Below are 15,558 nucleotides of genomic sequence, written 5' to 3' on the forward strand. Positions count from 1 at the left end.
ATGGTGCGGTTCGTCGCGTTTAATTAGGCAGCGTGCCAGCACGCAGGTGATGGACGCAGTGAGGTACGGGACCGGCGGCTCGGTGGTCGCCGGCGTGGGGCTGACTGGTGTTTCGGGGTACGCACTGTTCGGGCAGCCGGTGGGTTCGCCGGTCGTCGCGGCGGTGCTGTCCCTGACGGTGCTCGCGGGCGTCGTCGTGGCGGGCGGCGGCCTGCTGGCGGCGACTGACCGGCTGCCGGCCCGGACAGTGGTGGCGGCAGCGGTGGCGCCGGCTGGCCTCGGTGGGGCGACCGTCGGCGTCGTCGAGGGGAGTGCCGTCGCCCGCTGGATAGCGGTGGTCATGGGCACGGCCCTGGCGTGTGCCGTCCTCGGGTTCGTGCTCGTGGCGGCGACGGCCGGCGACGGCGACAGGGCTTAGTTCGGGCCGACCCCAGCCGACGTATGGCGAGTGACGCCCAGCAGGCGTGTTTCGAGGCGGGCATCAAGTTCGGCGCGCTCTACCACCAGTTCGCAGGAACGCCCGTGAGCCCGGCGAGCGCGCCGAGTCTGGAGACGGCAATCGAGGAGTCCATCGAGAACCAGCCGTTCTGCGAGGCCGTGACTGTCGACATCCTCACCGACGAACTGGACGTGGAGCACGACTACACCGAGCTGACGGGCGAGTACATGGAGGTCGAGCTGCACGTCGACTACGAGGGCACCGAAGTCGTCGCGGAGATGGCGATGCAGGACGGCTACCCGCTGATGGAGCTGGCGAGCGTCGAGTGAGGTGTGTTCACGTCCACTCCGGGGCGTGCTTTTAAATCGACTCCGGTCGAATCGGGGGACATGAGTCAGTCATCGCTCGACGACGACGAACTGTTCGGGGAGGCCGCCGAGGAGATGCGCGCCGACGTCGAGGAGCACCTCGACGCCGCCCGAGCGGAGCTCCCGGAAGCGGACGCCGTCTGGGACGTGGAGGACGCGGAGAACACGCTCGGCGTCCTGAACGCGCTGCGGTCCGCGCTGGACGTCGACGACGTCCAGTCCCACCTGCGGGACGCGAAGAAAGCGTTCGTGGTCGGGGAGCGCGCCGACGCCTTCGACGACGCCGACGACCTCGAAGCCGACCTCGAGGCCGTCGAGGACGTGCTCGGCGACCTCGAGACCGCCCGCGAGCAGGTCGGCGAACTGGCGTCGACAGTGCCCGAACTCCGGTCGGCGCTCGACGACGCGGCCGGCGAGGCAGACGACGAGTAGACGGCCATCCCGGCGAGCGGTGACCGCTTCGACGGTCGCCGCTATCGGTGCGGCGGGCGGTCGGTGTCGCGGTCGGCGACAGCCGCGAGGAGGTCGCACAGCGACTCCGTGGCGAGGTCGAGGAGCTCCGCGCCGCGCTCGCCGTCGCCCTCCCGCGGGTCGCCGACCACGCCGTTCTCGGTGAACTCGGCGACGTCCACGGCGAGGTTCGCGTGGGAGGTCCACTCCCCCCAGCCATCGCTGGCGCCGTCGGCCGCCGCGTCGACCCGGTCCTCGCGAATCAACTCGGGGTCCGTGTGGCGGAGGAACGCCGTCTCCAGCGGGCCGGCGTGGCCCATGTCGGCGCTGTGGTCCCCGACGGCGTCGAACCACGTGAACGGCACGGCGTAGGCGTCGTCGTGGCGCGAAATCGTGGCACACACCTCGCCGAGCGCCGGGACGTTCCCGCCGTGGCCGTTCACGACGACGACCCGGTCCCAGCCGTGGCTCGCGAGGCTCCCGACGACGTCCCGCACGGTCGCTCTGAACGTCTCCGGGGACACCCACAGCGTCCCCGTGAACTGGCGGTGCTCCTCGGAGACGCCGACCGTCACGGGCGGCGCGACCACGACCTCGCCGTCGTCGTAGGCGTCGGCGCCCGCCTCGGCGACGGCCTGTGCCGTGAAGTGGTCCGTGCCGAGCGGGGCGTGTGGCCCGTGCTGTTCCGTGCTGCCGACCGGCACCACCGCGAGGTCCGTGTCGGCGGCGTCCGCGTCCGTCCACGTCGCGTCAGCGAGCCGCATGTCCGTGGCGACGCAGGCCCGGGGCTTGTAGGCTGTCATCCGACAACGACAGCACAGAGAGAGCAGGAGGAGGGAGGAAGGGGAGGAGAAGGAGGCGCTTAGTCGTCGTCTTCGCTGTCGGCGTCGACGGTCGCCTGCCGTCTCGCGGCGCGCTCGACGAACTCGTCGGGGAGCTCGTCGATTTCGCCCGCCTGCACGCCCCAGAGGTTCGCGTACAGGCCCTCCTCGCCGATGAGGTCGTCGTGGGTGCCGCGCTCGACGATCTCGCCGTCCTCGAGGACGACGATCTGGTCGGCGTCCTTGATGGTCGACAGCCGGTGTGCGATGGAGAACGTCGTGCGGTCCTCCGTCAGCCGGTCGAGGCTGCGCTGGATGAGCATCTCCGTCTCCGTGTCGACGTCGCTGGTCGCCTCGTCGAGCACGAGAATCTCGGGGTCCTTGAGGATGGCTCGCGCGATGTCGATGCGCTGGCGCTGGCCGCCCGAGAGTTTGACGCCGCGTTCCCCGACCTCGGTGTCGTAGCCGTCCGGGAGGTTCTGGATGAACTCGTGGGCCTCCGCCGCCTTGGCGGCGTCCACGACTTCGTCGCGGTCTGCGTCGAAGGTGCCGTACGTGATGTTCTCCTCGACGGTGCCGTAGAACAGGAACGTGTCCTGGCTGACGTAGCCGATGTGCTGGCGCAGACTCGGCAGCGTCGTCTGAGAGATGTCCTGGCCGTCGATGCGGACCTCGCCCTCGTCGACGTCGTACATCCGGAGCAGGAGCTTCAGCACCGTCGACTTCCCGGCGCCGGTCGGCCCGACGAGCGCGAGCGTGTCGCCGCCGTCGACCCGGAAGTCGATGTCCTCGACGATGGTCTCCTCGTCGCCGTACCCGAAGGAGACGTCGTCGTAGACGACCTCGCCGTCGTCGACGACGAGCTCGTCGGCCTCGGGGTTCTCCTCGATGCGCGACGGCTCGTTCATCAACCCGAAGATGCGCTCGCTGGACGCACGCGCCCGCTGGTACATGTTGATGATCTGGCCGAACTGCGCCATCGGCCAGATGAACTGCTGGCTCAGCAGGATGAACGTCACGAACTCGCCCTCGCGGAGCGTCCCGGAGAAGAACGCCGGCGCGCCGCCGATGACCCAGAGCCCACCGAACACGAACGTCAGCACGAAGCCGACCCCGGAGATGATACGCAGCGCGGGGAAGAACTTGATGCGGATGGTAATCGCGCCCCAGTTCGCGTCGAAGTAGCCCTGTGAGACGTCGTCGACGCGCTCGGACTCGTAGCTCTCGGTGTTCGACGTCTTGATGACCTGGATGCCGCCGAGGTTGTTCTCCAGCCGCGAGTTCAGGTGACCGACCGACGACCGGACGTCGGCGTACTTCGGCTGGATGGCCTTCACGAACCGGTAGGTGAACAGCGCGATGATGGGCACCGGCAGCATCGTGAGGATGGCGAGTTGCCAGTTCACGTAGAACAGGTAGACGCCGATGGCGACCACCATTACCGACAGCCGGAACGCCGAGTTCAGGCCGTCGTTCAGGAACCGCTCGAGGCGGTTGACGTCGTTGCTGAGGATGGACATCATCTCACCGGTCTGCTTCGTGGCGAAGAAGTCCATGTTCAGCCGCTGCATCTTGTCGTACGTGTCGGTGCGGACCTGGTGCTGGATGTTCTGGCTGAACGAGTTCCAGCCCCAGTTGCGGATCCAGTGGAACCCCGCCCCCAGCAGGAACGATCCCGCGATGAGGCCGCCCATCAGGAGGAGTTTCCCCTCGTCGTCCGGCGGCACCCACGATCGGGGGAGCCAGGGCAGGAACGGCTTGTTCTGCTGGATGACAGAGTCGATGGCGAGCCCCAGGAGGACCGGCGGCGCGAGGTCGAGCACGCGAGCGAACACCGACGCCACGATGGCGACGACGGCCTGAAAGTCGTAGTTCCGGCCGTACTCGTCGAACAGCTGTACCATCGCGTTGTCGACCTCCTCCCGCTGTTCCTCGAAGGGGTCGTCGTCCTCGTCCGATGCCGTACTCATGTCCCTGACTCAAAGTGGCCACCCGGCAAAAGCGTTTCCTACGAATCGAAACACTGCCGCGAAGTGGTCACGCGTACTCGTCGGGGACCTCCAGCCGGTCGCCCTCCTCGACGCCGTGCTCGTCGGTCCACTCGTACGGCACCTCGAGCACCCACTTCCCGCGGCCGCTGTACCGCGTCAGGTTCTCGTTGTCCGACTCAGTCTGCGCGTGGTGAATCCTCGTGATGGTGCCGTCCGCGCCCACGAACACGATGTCGATGGGGAAGTCCATCGACCGCATCACGTAGTCGTACTCGCCCTCGCTCCCGTACACGAACAGCATCCCCTCGTCCTCACCCAGCGACTCGTGCTCGCTGAGGCCCGTGTACCGCTCGCTCTGCGTGTCCGCGATCTCGACGGCGACCGTCCCGAGCGTCTCGTCGGTGTCCGCGTCCACCACGGAGACCGTCGGCAGGTCCGTCGTCGTCGTCGTCGTCGTCGTCGCCGGTGGCGACGACTCCCCGCCAGCCGGCGCCGACCCGCTACCTGGAAGCCCAGCACACCCAGCCGTAGCGAGCAGTGCGACGGTAGCGACTACGACAGCCAGCGAACGCCTGTCCATACTCGTGGTACGGCATCCCGGGGTTTGGCCGTTCCGGCGAAGGGAAACCGTTTTTGCCGCCCGACGGCTCCACTCGATTACGGGTTCGTGGTCTAGTTGGTCATGACGCGGCCTTTACAAGGCCGAGGTCGGTGGTTCGAATCCGCCCGAACCCACTTACTGAGACTGCGCCGAGCAGCAACGCGTGTGTCGCTGCGAGCGACGACCGGTAGTTGGGTCGCGGATTCGAACCCTGGAAGACGAGCGTCAGCGAGTCTTCCTTCGGTGAGAAACCGCTCGAACCCCCCACTTCTCGTGGCGCTCCCAAAGAGCGTCGTCAGTCCTCTGTTTGGCTCGTCGGAGCGTCGGCCGACTCGGGCCGCTGGTACGGCGAGTGTGAGACCACGTAGCCGTTGTCGACGTGCACGACGTCGTCGACGGTGTAGAACCGCATGGGTACCTCCTGTTTCGTCGTCACGGGGAAGTCGTAGTGCTCGGCGTCGTACTTGAACGTCTCGCCGTCACCGTGGCGCCGACCGACGAACGCCTCGTGGCGAGCGAGTCGCTTCTCGACGGTCGCCTGTGCGAGCTCCGGGACGCTCTCGACGTCGTCGTCGAACACGTCCACGAACGCCTCGTTCAGCTCGTACCCCACCGAGTTCCGGCCCGCGACCATCGCCGCCAGACTCGTCGTTCCCGTCCCCCAGAACGGGTCCAGCACCGTGTCGCCGTACGTGCTGTACATGTTGACGAGACGGTAGGGAATCTCCAGCGGGTACGCCGCCGAGCGGTCCCGGAGTCCGTCGTCGCCCTCGGCGGTTGCGGCATCGTCCGCCAGCTCCTGGAACGTCCCCGTCACGTCCTCCCAGACGTCGGAGAACCACTCGTTGCGCTCCTCCCAGAAGTACGCCGACTCGTAGCGGACGTCCGTCGAATCGAAGTCCCGGCTGTCGCTCCCGTTCCGGAACACCAGCAGGTACTCGTGTTCGAGCGTCGCGTACGCGTTCGGCGGCAACATCCCACTGCCCATGAACTTCGCCGCCGAGTTCGCGGGCTTCCGCCAGAGGATGTCGGGCAGCGGCTCGAACCCGAGCTCGTCGAAGTACTCCGTGACCCGGGCGTGGTTCTGGTAGACCCGGAAGCTGTCGTCGACCGTCCGGGTCGCGTCCCCGACGTTGATACAGGCGATGCCGCCGTCGACGAGGACCCGGCGCACCTCGTCCCACGTCTCCTGGAGCACCTCGTGCATCAACGAGAACGCCGCCTCGCCGTCGCCAGCGTCCAGCGCGGCCTCGATGTCGGGGTTCAGCGACGCGAACACGTCGTCCCACATCTCGATCATCGGGTACGGCGGCGACGTCACCACCAGCTCGACGGCGTCGTCCTCGATCCGGGAGAGGTCGTTGGAGTTCCCGACGAACACCCGGTGCTCGGTCTCCATACGGGACGCTAACGGCGGAGAACCTAGAAGGTACTGGTGGAGCCGATACACCGCGATAATTAGTGTCGTATAGCTGTAACGTAGACTGCCTGGTGACCGCTCGTCTCAGTGTCTACGATAATCGAGAAATTGGAATGGCGGTCCGAGGGGACCGGCCAGCGAGCGCTGCTACTTAGATGTCAGTGCGGACGACCGTGGAAGAGTTATCCTCGGTCACCGCAACGACGTTCCCACCATCGCAGTTGTCGATGGTGACACCAACGGTAGCAAGGTTACTAGAGCTGTTGTACTCGTCCGTAGTGTTAGTACAGTAGGCACCGGCAGTACTACTACCGAGCGACGTGACAGTCACGTTTCCGCTGTCTACCGTCACGCCGGCCTGCGCGTTGTTCTGTACGTTGCTGCCGAAGCCGAGCACGGCACTGGCGATGACCGCGGCGAGGATGACTGTGATTGCGACCATCAGGATGACGCCGATGACCGGCGACACCCCGCGGTCCTCCATTTCCATGTCGTCGAAGAGGCTGATTTTCGTCATTGTTGTTACCCAGCCACGCCGACCGTACAGCAACCCTACCCGGGTTCGCCCTTCCGCGCCGGTCCACGTTCGTGGCTGGACCGGTCTATATGCCGAGCATACTTAAGCCCTCCCCCGGCTTAGCACCTGCTTAACAAACGACAAGAACACCCTGAGCAACGCTCTACTAGTTAATTTCTTCACGTACAGGCAGTTATTGAAGGTGGTCGTGGTGCCGTCGTGATGCGGTCGTGACGGTCCTCGTTCGGAGTGACTCGTGGCCGCCAGCTGTAGAAAGCAGCGCAGAATCGACCGGAGGACAAAGAGGATGTCCCCTCGTGGCACCTCGGCTGTCTGGATTCGAAACCCTTTTTTCTGCAACCGTCGTCCTCACGAGTGCGAGCCGCCTTAGCTCAGATTGGGAGAGCACTCGACTGAAGATCGAGCTGTCCCCCGTTCAAATCGGGGAGGCGGCATATTCTGAACTCGTGAGCGGAGCGAGCGAGTGAAGAAACGACGCCGAGCCGATTTGAGCCTGGAAGTCACAGCCCGCGCAGCGGAGCGAGCAGGAATGTCTTCCAACGTTCAAATCGGGGAGGCGGCATATTCTGTGGCTGTTCACGTTGTTCGCAGCCACAGCAAGGACGCCGACGCGAGTTGAGCTCGCGAGTCGCGCGCAGCCTAGCGAGCACGTCTCACGGCGTTCAAATCGGGGAGGCGGCACGTTCTAAGACGCCGAGCGATTGCGCTGTCCCGAGGCGCCAGAGCGCTTATTCGTCGTCTGCGAATTCGTTCGCATGCGCGTGGGGCCGGTGGTGGACCGGGACGTGTTCGCGCCGGCGTCCAGACACAACTACTACGTGACGAGTCCGGCAGACCTGCAGGACGTGGCGGGGTGGTCACGAGGGGAGCTGTACACTGCGGTGGAGGCGGCCGACGACGGTGAGGACGGCTGTGTGGTCGTGGATTACGGGCGGGACGCGCTCTATCTGGCGGCGGGCCGGCGGCTGTCGTACCGGCCACCACGGCTGTTCGGCGTGAGTGGTGAGCCAGCGCTGGTGGTACCGGAGGCGCGGCGGTACGACCCTGAGACTGGCGAGGGAGAGTCTCTGGGCGAGGTCGTCGTGACGCCGACGTTCGACGTGCTCGTGCCGGCGTTCGACTGGAGTGTCCTCGACGAGGACGACCTGCCGCCGGCAGTGCCGCGGGGGTCGCAGTCGCCGTCTGGTGCGGGAACGCCGTCCTCGTGAGTGGCGTTACCCGGGGACGCCGGCGGCAGGACGGCGTAGGCGACGTAGAGCATCGACCCGGTCCAGAGCGCGGCCGAGGCGACGTGGACGACGGACGACGACGCCAGCAGCGCCGACTGCATCGCGAGTGGAGTGAACGCCGGTGGCAAAGCTATGCTTCGCAAGGGGGGCTTGCCCCGTAGTGGTGGTACCAAATTCTCAGGGTGCGGGCAGCGGCTGAAAGCACTCGGTCGCACAGCGCGAAGCGTGGGTGTGTTCCGAGTGCTCGTGAGCGACGGGATGGGGATGCTGGACGGGCTCGCGGCCGCCATCGAGGAGGAAGCGGGCGGAGACGTCGCCGTAGACTGGCAGGTCGCCCAGACCGAGGACGAACTCGTGGCAGCCGTGGCGGCGGCCGGCGCGGACGCCGTCGTCACCGGCGCGGGGACGCCGGTGACGCGGGCAGTGTTGCGCGACACGGACGTCGAGGTGGTCGTGCGCGCTGGCGTCGGCGTGGACAACGTCGACCTCGACGCCGCGAAGGAGTACGGGGTCGCGGTGGCGAACGCGCCCGACTACTGCACGCGGGAGGTCGGCGAGCACGCGGTGGCGTTGCTGCTGGCGGCCGCCCGACGGCTCCACGTGTACGACCGACAGACACGGCGGGGCAACTGGGCGTGGGACGAGCCGCCGGCACCGGGGCGGCTCGGGGCAGCGACGCTGGGCTTCGTCGGCTTCGGAAGTATCGCGCAGTCGGTGGCGGACGCGGCCGTCGCGCTCGCCGGGGACGCCGTCGCCTACGACCCGTACGTCGACGAGGCGACCGCTGCCGACTACGGCGTCGCGCTGGCGGACTTCGAGGCGGTCTGCGAGCGCTCGGACCTCCTCGTCGTGTTCGCGCCCCTGACAGCGGAGACCAGAGGACTCGTGGACGAGGCGGCGCTGGACCGGCTGCCCGATGGTGCCGTCGTCGTGAACGTCGGCCGGGGGGCCGTGGTGGACGACGGCGCGCTGGCAGCGGCCCTCGACGACGGCTCGGTATCGGCCGCAGCACTGGACGTGCTGCCGACCGAGCCGCCCGAGGACTCGCCTCTCGTGGGGCGTGAAGACGTGCTGGTGACGCCACACGCCGGCTGGTACTCGGCAGAGGCGCGCCGGGAGCTCGTCGATTCCGTGGCGGCGTCGGTCGCAGCCGTCGTCGACGGCGAGGCGGTCCCGGGCTGGACCCGAGTGGTATAAGCCGGTCGCGGGCCGACGCGTTCGTATGCCAGCTGCGTCGCTGCGAGAGCTCCTGGAACGGAACGACCGCCACGTCGCGTCGCTCGCCGACGACCACTTCGCGGCCGTGCAGGACGGCCAGTCGCCGTCCGCCGTGTCGGTGTGTTGCTCTGACTCCCGCGTGCCGCAGGCGGACATGTTCGACGTCGAGGAGCCAGGGTGGCTGTTCTCACCGAGCACCATCGGCAACCAGGTCTGGGACCGCGTGGACGGCGAGCGCGTCGTCGACGGGAGCGTCCTGTATCCGGTCGAGTACGCGGGAACGGATACCGCCGTCGTCGTCGGCCACACCGGCTGCGGCGCGGTGACGGCCGCGCTGGAGGCCGTCCAGCAGCGAGACAGCGACGGCGAAGCCGAGAGCGGGGACGCTCACCCCGCGGGCGTCGCGAAGTGGGTCGCCGAACTGGTGCCGGTCGTCGAGGCCGGACTGGCCGACGACCGGGTGCGCGAGGCCCGCGACGCGAGCCTCGTGGACCAGCTCGTGGAGTTCAACGTCGACCGGCAGGTGGCGTTCCTCCGGGAGAGCGAGGACGTCCCGGCGGACGTCGACGTCTACGGGTTCGTCTACGACTTCCATGGCGTGTACGGCGACGACCACGGTCGCGCGTACCTCGTGAACGCGAACGGCGAGACGGACGTCGGCGCGCTCCGGGAGCAGGCGCCCGACGAGTTCGGCGAGTCGGTACAGCGGCTCCTGTGACCAGCGGTCGCAGCGGGTAGCCGGACCACCGAACCAAGTTCCCGTCCGTTTTAAGCCGACAGAATACGTAGGTCGGAGTATGTTGCTCCGAGCACTCGCAGTCGTCGCCGGAACGTTCACCGCCGTGTTCCCCGAGCGCGTCGTCGAGAGCGCGCGAGACGCCGCGCTCGGCGCGTGCTACGAGAACCCGGGCGACCTCCAGCCGAAGGAGTGGTACGTGGACGCCACCCGACTGCAGGGCGCTATCCTCGCCGTCGCCGGCGTCCTCGCCGTCGCGTTCGACGCGCTCGTCGAGGACCGAGACGCGGCCGACGCGGGCGAAGACTGACGCGGCCGGCTGTGCGGTCGCGCGGGCGCGAGCCGCCGGAGCAGTTCGATGAAACGCTTATCAGTGCGCCCGCTCTATAGCCGCTATGACCTACGACACCGTCGTGTTCGACAACGACGGGGTCCTCGTTGGCCGCACCCGGTACGACGTACTGGAGCGGGCCACCGAGGAGACGTTCAAGCGATTCGACGTGGACGACCCCGACCCGGAAGACGTTGAGGCGATGACCATCGGCGCGACCCCCAAGACGGTGGGGGACGTCTGCAGCCGGTACGGCATCTCCCCGAAGGACTTCTGGCCGGAGCGCGACAAGGCGCTCACGGAAGCCCAGCGCGACGAGGTCCGGGAGGGCCGGAAGACACTGTACGACGACCTCGACACCCTCCACGACCTCGACGTGAACATGGGCATCGTGTCCTCGAACCAGCAGGCGACCGTGGACTTCGTCCTCGACCACTTCGGCGTCCGCGACCTGTTCGGCACGGCGTACGGCCGCGAGCCGACGATCCAGAGCCTCGAACGCCGGAAGCCGAACAGCCACTACATCGACCGCGCGCTCGCGGACCTCGACGCCGACACCGCGCTGTTCGTCGGCGACAACGAGAGCGACATCCGCGCGGCGGAGAACGCCGGCATCGACTCGGCGTTCATCCGGCGCCCCCACCGCGAGAGCTGGGAGCTGAACGTCTGGCCCACCTGGGACATCGACGACCTCAGCGACCTGCACGATATCTGCGAGTAATCTCTCGGCCGGTCTCAGCGGCCGTGTGGCTCCGAGGGACGCTCTCGGCGTGCCTCCGGCCGCCGCTGCGAGCCCACAAGGATTATCAATGACAAGCGTCTCTACGTAGTTGCAATGGCGACAGGCACCGTTGACTTCTTCAACGACACTGGCGGTTACGGTTTCATCGAGACTGAGGACGCGGACGAGGACGTTTTCTTCCACATGGAGGACGTCGGCGGTCCGGACCTCGAAGAGGGGCAGGAGGTCGAGTTCGACATCGAGCAGGCCGACAAGGGCCCGCGCGCGACGAACCTCACCCGTCTGTAATCGGTAATCCGTTCAGAGGTATCGTTTTCAGACAGTTACGCTCCCAGCCGGGAGTGTAGCGAACGGGTGCGGCCGCGAGGCCCACTCTGCGGTTTCTATCGAGACGAACAACTGGGCAGCGACGCGTCCTCGCGCGTTCTTCAGTCGAGTCGCGCGCGGTCGTCGCTCGTCAGCGACAGCTGGGTCGCGGCGACGTTCTCCTCGAGGTGGTCGACGCTCGAGGTGCCCGGGATGGGTAGCGTGACCGGTGAGTGGTCGAGCAGCCACGCGAGCGCGACCTGCCGGACGGTCGCACCGTGGTCGTCGGCGACCGTCTCCAGCGGCGCGCGTTTCTCGCCGAGGTCGCCGCCGCCGATGGGGAAGTAGGGGATGAAGCCGACGTCGTAGTCCTCGCAGGCGGACAGGACGGCCTCGTGCTCGCGGTTCGCGACGTTGTACTCGTTCTGGACGGTGGCCACGTCGACGATGTCGCGGGCGGTCTCGAGCTGGTCGACGGAGACGTTGCTGAGGCCGACGTGGTCGACGAGCCCGTCGTCTTGCAGCTCGGCGAGCCGGTGGACGGATTCCTCGAAGGGCGTGTCGGGGTCCGGGGAGTGCAACTGGAGGAGGTCGATGGAGTCGACGCCGAGGCGGTCCAGCGAGCACAGCGCCTGGTTCTCGAGGAAGTCGGGGTCGCCGTGGGGCAGCCAGTCGCCGTCGTGTGTCCGCAGCAGCCCAGCCTTCGTCGCGACGAACGTCTCGTCGTCGGCGTCGTCCTCGTCGAGGGCCTCCCGGATGAGGCGCTCGCTGACGCCCGGCCCGTAGGAGTCCGCGGTGTCCACGAAGTCCACGCCCAACTCGACGGCGCGCCGGACCACGGCCCGGGCGGCGTCCTCGTCGTCGGGCCTCCCGATGATGTCCGGGCCGGTGATGCGCATCGCGCCGAAGCCCATCCGGTGGACGGTCGCCTCGCCGCCGACGTCGAACGTGTCGCTGTCGTTGGCTGGTGCCATACCGACTCGACGAGGGCCGACAGAATAGGCGTGGGGGTGGCGGAACCGCCTACGGCTGCCACTGGTCCCGGAGCTCCGTCCGGGGCCTCGACGGGTCGTCCTCCGCGACGAGCTTCCGGAGGTGGCGGACGTGGAACGCGTACTCGCGGTCCTGCCGCAACACGAGGTCCCGGCCCTTCAGTTCGCTCAGTAGCGTGTGGACCGACTCGACGTCGACGTCCGTCGCCTCGGCGAGGTCGTGGGCGGTCGCGCCCGGGTTCGTCGCGAGTTCGGTCACCACCGACCACGCCACGTCGTCGTTGCAGTTCGACTGCCGGCGAGCAGCGTTCACGCGCGTCACGACCGGCGGCGCCTGCAGGAGGTCCACGACCGTCTCCGGCTCCGGCGCGTCGTCGTCGCCAGTTCCGTCGGCCAACGCGCCCTCGCTGTCGCCGCCCTCCTGCACCTGGAGGCGCTCGCCGCGCCGCCGCAGCCGGTCCTGGACGACGTCCACGAGCGCGTCCCGGCCGCCGGCGTCGCCCTCACCGAACGAGAACGTCGACGCGTCCGGCGCCACGTCGTCACTGCCGCCGTCGTCTGTCCCGTCGCCCGAGTCGTCGTCCGGCTCCGACTCTGGCGCCGGCTGCCCGGGCGCCTCTGTCTGCTCCTCCTCCTCCCCGGCACCGTCTGCCGGGTCGCTCGCATCCGACGGCGGGGCTGACGCCTCGCCCGAAACGTGTGCCTCGAGTTCGTCGATGCGCTCCTCGAGGCGCTCGATCTGCTCGTTTTTCGTCTGCAGGGTCGCCTGGTAGGAGTCCGGCGGCCCGCCGTCGCCGTGCACGAGCGCGTTCGCCATCTTCCGCGCGGCCGCCGACACGTCGCGGGCGGTCTCCAGTTCGGACTCCAGCTCCGCGATGCGCTCCTCGCGGGTCTCCACCTTCGACTCCAGCTCCGCGATGCGGTCCTGTTCCTGCTCTTTGCGGCTCGTGATGTCGTCCAGGTCCTCCATCAGGGAGCCCGAGACGGACTTCAGGTCGGGGCGCTCGAAGTCGTCCAGACCCGGCGTCGCGCCGGCGTCGAACGTGCGCTTTCGCTTGAACTGGACGCGCTCGACGTTCTGGTCGCTCCAGTCCATCTGCACGAACGCCTCCCCGTCGTTCAGGTCGACGACCTCGTCGGCGTACTCGCTGCCGACGATGCGGCTCACCACGTTCGTGTCGTTGTCCCACGTGAGCCGGTGCCAGACCAGCCAGTTCGCCTGCGTGATGAAGTCCTTCTTCACGTCCGCCGGCCGCTGGCTGATGCCGACGATGCCCAGCCCGTGCTTGCGGCCGCGCTTCCCGACCTTGATGAGGAGGTTCCCGGTCTCGTCCATCCCACCGCCCTCGGGGATGTACTCGTGGCACTCCTCGACCACCAGCAGGAACGGCTTCTTCAGTTTCTTCTCTTTCGCGAAGATCTGGCGGACCGTCTCCCGCAGCAGCTCGTCGGCCTCGTCGCCGTCGAGGTAGCCCGAGACGTCGAGGATGATGGGGACGTTCTCCTCCAAGGCGAGGTGCGCGAGCTTCTCGGCGTGCTCGGTCCCCACCTGGATGTCGCACTCCTCGTCGGCGCCCGCGTGCAGGAGCTCGTACTCCTCTTTGAGGCCGTAGTACTCGCCGTCCGTGTCGACGATGAGGACGGGGTAGCCGGCCTCCAGCAGCTCCTCGACGACGACGCTCGTGGTGTTGGATTTCCCCGACCCGGACTTCCCGGTGACGAACGCGCGGCCGGTCAGCACTTCGACGATGGGGAACTCCAGTGGGCTGCCGTCCGCGAGCTCCCCGACGCGAATCCGCTGCTCGTCGGCCTCGTCCGCGGCTTCGGTCATCGAGCGGAGCCACGCAATCCGGTGGGAAAACCGTTGCCCCACCGGCCCGGTCCGGCCGCGCTGGACAGGACCGTCCTACTGGCTGCCGGGGTGGCCGTCGGGGAGGCCGCGACGCCCGAACGTCGACTCGCGGAGCGTCTCGCCGTCGGGGTCCGCGAGCAGGCCGCGCTCGCGGAGCTCCGGTACGACGAGGTCGACGAAGTCCCGGAGGCTGTCGGGGCGCGCGACCTCCTTGACGTTGAAGCCGTCGACGCCGACGTCGTGGAACCAGTGCTCGAAGACGTCTGCGACCTGCTCGGGCGTCCCGACGACGACCGGCGAGGTGGTTCCGAGGCCGGCGAACTCGGCGACCTCCCGGACCGTCCAGTCGCGGTCGTCGTTCGACGTGAACGCGTTCACGACGCCCTGGATGGCCTCCGTCTCGATGTGTTCGAGCTCCTGGTCGGGGTCGAGTTCGGAGAGGTCCATATCCACGAACCCGGACATGAGCGCGAGCACGCCCTCGGTGTCGATGGCGTCCCGGTAGGCGTCGTGTTTCGCCTCGGCGATGTCCTCGGTCTCGCCGACGATGGGGACGATGCCGGGGAAGAACGCGAGGCTGTCGGGGTCGCGGCCGTGGGCCGCCGCGCGCTCCCGGAGGTCCTCGATGTAGTCGACGACGGCGCCCTCGGAGGGCTGGCTGACGAAGACGGCTTCGGCGTGCTCGGCGGCGAACTCGCGCCCGCGGTCCGAGGAGCCCGCCTGGTAGAGCACGGGCGTGCGCTGGGGCGACGGTTCGGCGCCGTGCGGGCCGGGCACGTCGAAGTGGTCGCCCTCGTGGTCGATGGCGTGGACCTTCTCGGGGTCGCTGAACGTCGCAGCCGCCTTGTCCTGGACGACGGCGTCGTCCTCCCAGGAGTCCTCCCACAGCGAGTAGAGGACGTCCATGAACTCGTCGGCGCGGTCGTAGCGCTCGTCGTGGTCCATGCGGTCGTCGTAGCCGAGGTTCTCGGCGGCGGACTCGAGGTAGGAGGTGACGACGTTGAACGCGACGCGGCCGTCCGTGAGGTGGTCGAGCGTGGAGAACTCGCGGGCGAGCTGGTAGGGGTGGTTGTAGGACGTGGACTTCGTCACTGCGAACCCGAGGTCGTCGGTGACCTCGGCCATCGCGGGAATCAGGTACGCCGGGTCGTTCGACGGCGTCTGGACGGCCTTCTCGACGGCCGTCTCGCGGTCGCCGCCGTAGACGTCGTAGATGCCGCGGACGTCCGCGAAGAACACGGCGTCGAAGCCGCCGCGCTCGGCCGTGCGCGCGACGTCCGTCCAGTACTCGCGGTCGCTGTAGCGGTGGCTCTGGTCGCCGGGGAGCCGCCAGGAGCCGACGGAGACGTGCTCCACGGCGTTCATCGTGAAGAGGTTGAGGCGCAGCCGGTTGCTGCCGGCTTCGGCGTCGTCGGTCATTACCCGGGGTTCGCGGCGACGGGGTTTACCGGAGCCGGCACCGGCGACCGCGTGGCGTTGTCACGGACACCGGCAAGAACCGCTGGCTGTGGCCGTGGCTGTGCT

General features: G+C 68.0%; 17 protein-coding genes and 2 tRNA genes. 11 read left to right on the forward strand and 8 right to left on the reverse strand.

What is annotated here, in order from left to right:
* The first annotated feature begins 49 nt into the window (after nucleotides 1-49).
* From LT971_RS10120 to LT971_RS10130, 3 genes are read left to right on the forward strand one after another with little or no spacing between them, the layout of a single operon-like run.
* Entirely contained in the window at nucleotides 50-418 is a 369-nt protein-coding gene (locus LT971_RS10120; RefSeq protein WP_237006807.1) for a hypothetical protein, read from the forward strand.
* Nucleotides 419-441: 23 nt separating this feature from the next.
* A complete protein-coding gene (locus LT971_RS10125) occupies nucleotides 442-768 on the forward strand; it encodes a dihydroneopterin aldolase family protein (protein WP_237006808.1) in 327 nt (108 codons plus the stop codon).
* A gap of 60 nt (nucleotides 769-828) precedes the next feature.
* On the forward strand, nucleotides 829-1,239 hold the full coding sequence (locus LT971_RS10130) for a DUF5790 family protein (RefSeq protein ID WP_237006809.1): 411 nt from the start codon (nucleotides 829-831) through the stop codon (nucleotides 1,237-1,239).
* Nucleotides 1,240-1,280: 41 nt separating this feature from the next.
* Here LT971_RS10130 and LT971_RS10135 read toward each other — a convergent pair whose 3' ends face one another.
* The 3 genes from LT971_RS10135 to LT971_RS10145 all read right to left on the reverse strand — a co-directional run bounded on the left by LT971_RS10135 (nucleotide 1,281) and on the right by LT971_RS10145 (nucleotide 4,649).
* A complete protein-coding gene (locus tag LT971_RS10135; RefSeq protein ID WP_237006810.1) occupies nucleotides 1,281-2,021 on the reverse strand; it encodes a creatininase family protein in 741 nt (246 codons plus the stop codon).
* Nucleotides 2,022-2,119: 98 nt separating this feature from the next.
* On the reverse strand, nucleotides 2,120-4,048 hold the full coding sequence (locus tag LT971_RS10140; RefSeq protein WP_237006811.1) for an ABC transporter ATP-binding protein: 1,929 nt from the start codon (nucleotides 4,046-4,048) through the stop codon (nucleotides 2,120-2,122).
* A 67-nt stretch (nucleotides 4,049-4,115) separates the two neighbouring features.
* Entirely contained in the window at nucleotides 4,116-4,649 is a 534-nt protein-coding gene (locus LT971_RS10145; RefSeq protein WP_237006812.1) for a DUF192 domain-containing protein, read from the reverse strand.
* Nucleotides 4,650-4,730: 81 nt separating this feature from the next.
* On the opposite strand from LT971_RS10145, the gene LT971_RS10150 reads away from it, so the two are divergent.
* Nucleotides 4,731-4,804 (forward strand) — tRNA-Val (locus LT971_RS10150).
* Between the two features lie 161 nt (nucleotides 4,805-4,965).
* Here LT971_RS10150 and LT971_RS10155 read toward each other — a convergent pair.
* Both LT971_RS10155 and LT971_RS10160 read right to left on the reverse strand, forming a co-directional pair.
* The gene (locus LT971_RS10155; protein WP_237006813.1) at nucleotides 4,966-6,069 is read right to left on the reverse strand and encodes a DNA-methyltransferase; all 1,104 of its coding nucleotides are present in this window, start codon (nucleotides 6,067-6,069) and stop codon (nucleotides 4,966-4,968) included.
* A 172-nt stretch (nucleotides 6,070-6,241) separates the two neighbouring features.
* Nucleotides 6,242-6,607 (reverse strand): type IV pilin domain-containing protein, encoded by a 366-nt coding sequence (locus LT971_RS10160; protein ID WP_237006814.1) that lies wholly within the window; start codon nucleotides 6,605-6,607, stop codon nucleotides 6,242-6,244.
* Nucleotides 6,608-6,988: 381 nt separating this feature from the next.
* Here LT971_RS10160 and LT971_RS10165 point away from each other — a divergent pair.
* The 7 genes from LT971_RS10165 to LT971_RS10195 all read left to right on the forward strand — a co-directional run bounded on the left by LT971_RS10165 (nucleotide 6,989) and on the right by LT971_RS10195 (nucleotide 11,172).
* Nucleotides 6,989-7,062, forward strand: a tRNA-Phe gene (locus LT971_RS10165).
* Between the two features lie 321 nt (nucleotides 7,063-7,383).
* Nucleotides 7,384-7,836, forward strand: a complete 453-nt coding sequence (locus LT971_RS10170; RefSeq protein WP_237006815.1) for a hypothetical protein — start codon at nucleotides 7,384-7,386, stop codon at nucleotides 7,834-7,836.
* Between the two features lie 246 nt (nucleotides 7,837-8,082).
* A complete protein-coding gene (locus LT971_RS10175; protein ID WP_237006816.1) occupies nucleotides 8,083-9,054 on the forward strand; it encodes an NAD(P)-dependent oxidoreductase in 972 nt (323 codons plus the stop codon).
* A 25-nt stretch (nucleotides 9,055-9,079) separates the two neighbouring features.
* Nucleotides 9,080-9,793 carry a carbonic anhydrase gene (locus tag LT971_RS10180; RefSeq protein ID WP_237006817.1) on the forward strand — a complete coding sequence of 238 codons (714 nt, stop codon included), beginning with the start codon at nucleotides 9,080-9,082 and terminating at the stop codon, nucleotides 9,791-9,793.
* A 79-nt stretch (nucleotides 9,794-9,872) separates the two neighbouring features.
* Nucleotides 9,873-10,121, forward strand: coding sequence for a DUF6199 family natural product biosynthesis protein (locus LT971_RS10185; RefSeq protein WP_237006818.1), 249 nt, complete (start codon nucleotides 9,873-9,875; stop codon nucleotides 10,119-10,121).
* Between the two features lie 85 nt (nucleotides 10,122-10,206).
* Nucleotides 10,207-10,863: an HAD family hydrolase gene (locus LT971_RS10190; protein ID WP_237006819.1), complete on the forward strand. Its 657-nt coding sequence runs from the start codon at nucleotides 10,207-10,209 to the stop codon at nucleotides 10,861-10,863.
* Between the two features lie 114 nt (nucleotides 10,864-10,977).
* Nucleotides 10,978-11,172: a cold-shock protein gene (locus LT971_RS10195; RefSeq protein WP_049981782.1), complete on the forward strand. Its 195-nt coding sequence runs from the start codon at nucleotides 10,978-10,980 to the stop codon at nucleotides 11,170-11,172.
* Between the two features lie 140 nt (nucleotides 11,173-11,312).
* Here LT971_RS10195 and LT971_RS10200 read toward each other — a convergent pair whose 3' ends face one another.
* The 3 genes from LT971_RS10200 to LT971_RS10210 form a co-directional block, all read right to left on the reverse strand.
* Complete coding sequence (locus LT971_RS10200) at nucleotides 11,313-12,164, reverse strand: aldo/keto reductase (protein WP_237006820.1); 852 nt, start codon at nucleotides 12,162-12,164, stop codon at nucleotides 11,313-11,315.
* 49 nt (nucleotides 12,165-12,213) lie between these two features.
* On the reverse strand, nucleotides 12,214-14,013 hold the full coding sequence (locus LT971_RS10205; protein ID WP_237006821.1) for a helicase HerA domain-containing protein: 1,800 nt from the start codon (nucleotides 14,011-14,013) through the stop codon (nucleotides 12,214-12,216).
* A gap of 75 nt (nucleotides 14,014-14,088) precedes the next feature.
* Nucleotides 14,089-15,453 carry an LLM class flavin-dependent oxidoreductase gene (locus tag LT971_RS10210; RefSeq protein WP_237006822.1) on the reverse strand — a complete coding sequence of 455 codons (1,365 nt, stop codon included), beginning with the start codon at nucleotides 15,451-15,453 and terminating at the stop codon, nucleotides 14,089-14,091.
* Nucleotides 15,454-15,558: the final 105 nt, after the last annotated feature.

The organism is Halobacterium rubrum, from assembly GCF_021729015.1.
Classification (GTDB): Archaea; Halobacteriota; Halobacteria; order Halobacteriales; family Halobacteriaceae; genus Halobacterium; species Halobacterium rubrum.

Excerpts from the sequence above, each read along its gene's own strand:
- LT971_RS10125 (WP_237006808.1), top strand. The coding sequence starts at position 442 with ATGGCGAGTGACGCCCAGCAGGCGTGTTTCGAGGCGGGCATCAAGTTC.
- LT971_RS10200 (WP_237006820.1), bottom strand. The coding sequence starts at position 12,164 with ATGGCACCAGCCAACGACAGCGACACGTTCGACGTCGGCGGCGAGGCG.
- LT971_RS10210 (WP_237006822.1), bottom strand. The coding sequence starts at position 15,453 with ATGACCGACGACGCCGAAGCCGGCAGCAACCGGCTGCGCCTCAACCTC.
- LT971_RS10180 (WP_237006817.1), top strand. The coding sequence starts at position 9,080 with ATGCCAGCTGCGTCGCTGCGAGAGCTCCTGGAACGGAACGACCGCCAC.
- LT971_RS10185 (WP_237006818.1), top strand. The coding sequence starts at position 9,873 with ATGTTGCTCCGAGCACTCGCAGTCGTCGCCGGAACGTTCACCGCCGTG.
- LT971_RS10155 (WP_237006813.1), bottom strand. The coding sequence starts at position 6,069 with ATGGAGACCGAGCACCGGGTGTTCGTCGGGAACTCCAACGACCTCTCC.
- LT971_RS10120 (WP_237006807.1), top strand. The coding sequence starts at position 50 with ATGGACGCAGTGAGGTACGGGACCGGCGGCTCGGTGGTCGCCGGCGTG.
- LT971_RS10170 (WP_237006815.1), top strand. The coding sequence starts at position 7,384 with ATGCGCGTGGGGCCGGTGGTGGACCGGGACGTGTTCGCGCCGGCGTCC.
- LT971_RS10140 (WP_237006811.1), bottom strand. The coding sequence starts at position 4,048 with ATGAGTACGGCATCGGACGAGGACGACGACCCCTTCGAGGAACAGCGG.
- LT971_RS10145 (WP_237006812.1), bottom strand. The coding sequence starts at position 4,649 with ATGGACAGGCGTTCGCTGGCTGTCGTAGTCGCTACCGTCGCACTGCTC.
- LT971_RS10195 (WP_049981782.1), top strand. The coding sequence starts at position 10,978 with ATGGCGACAGGCACCGTTGACTTCTTCAACGACACTGGCGGTTACGGT.
- LT971_RS10205 (WP_237006821.1), bottom strand. The coding sequence starts at position 14,013 with ATGACCGAAGCCGCGGACGAGGCCGACGAGCAGCGGATTCGCGTCGGG.
- LT971_RS10135 (WP_237006810.1), bottom strand. The coding sequence starts at position 2,021 with ATGCGGCTCGCTGACGCGACGTGGACGGACGCGGACGCCGCCGACACG.
- LT971_RS10160 (WP_237006814.1), bottom strand. The coding sequence starts at position 6,607 with ATGACGAAAATCAGCCTCTTCGACGACATGGAAATGGAGGACCGCGGG.
- LT971_RS10130 (WP_237006809.1), top strand. The coding sequence starts at position 829 with ATGAGTCAGTCATCGCTCGACGACGACGAACTGTTCGGGGAGGCCGCC.
- LT971_RS10190 (WP_237006819.1), top strand. The coding sequence starts at position 10,207 with ATGACCTACGACACCGTCGTGTTCGACAACGACGGGGTCCTCGTTGGC.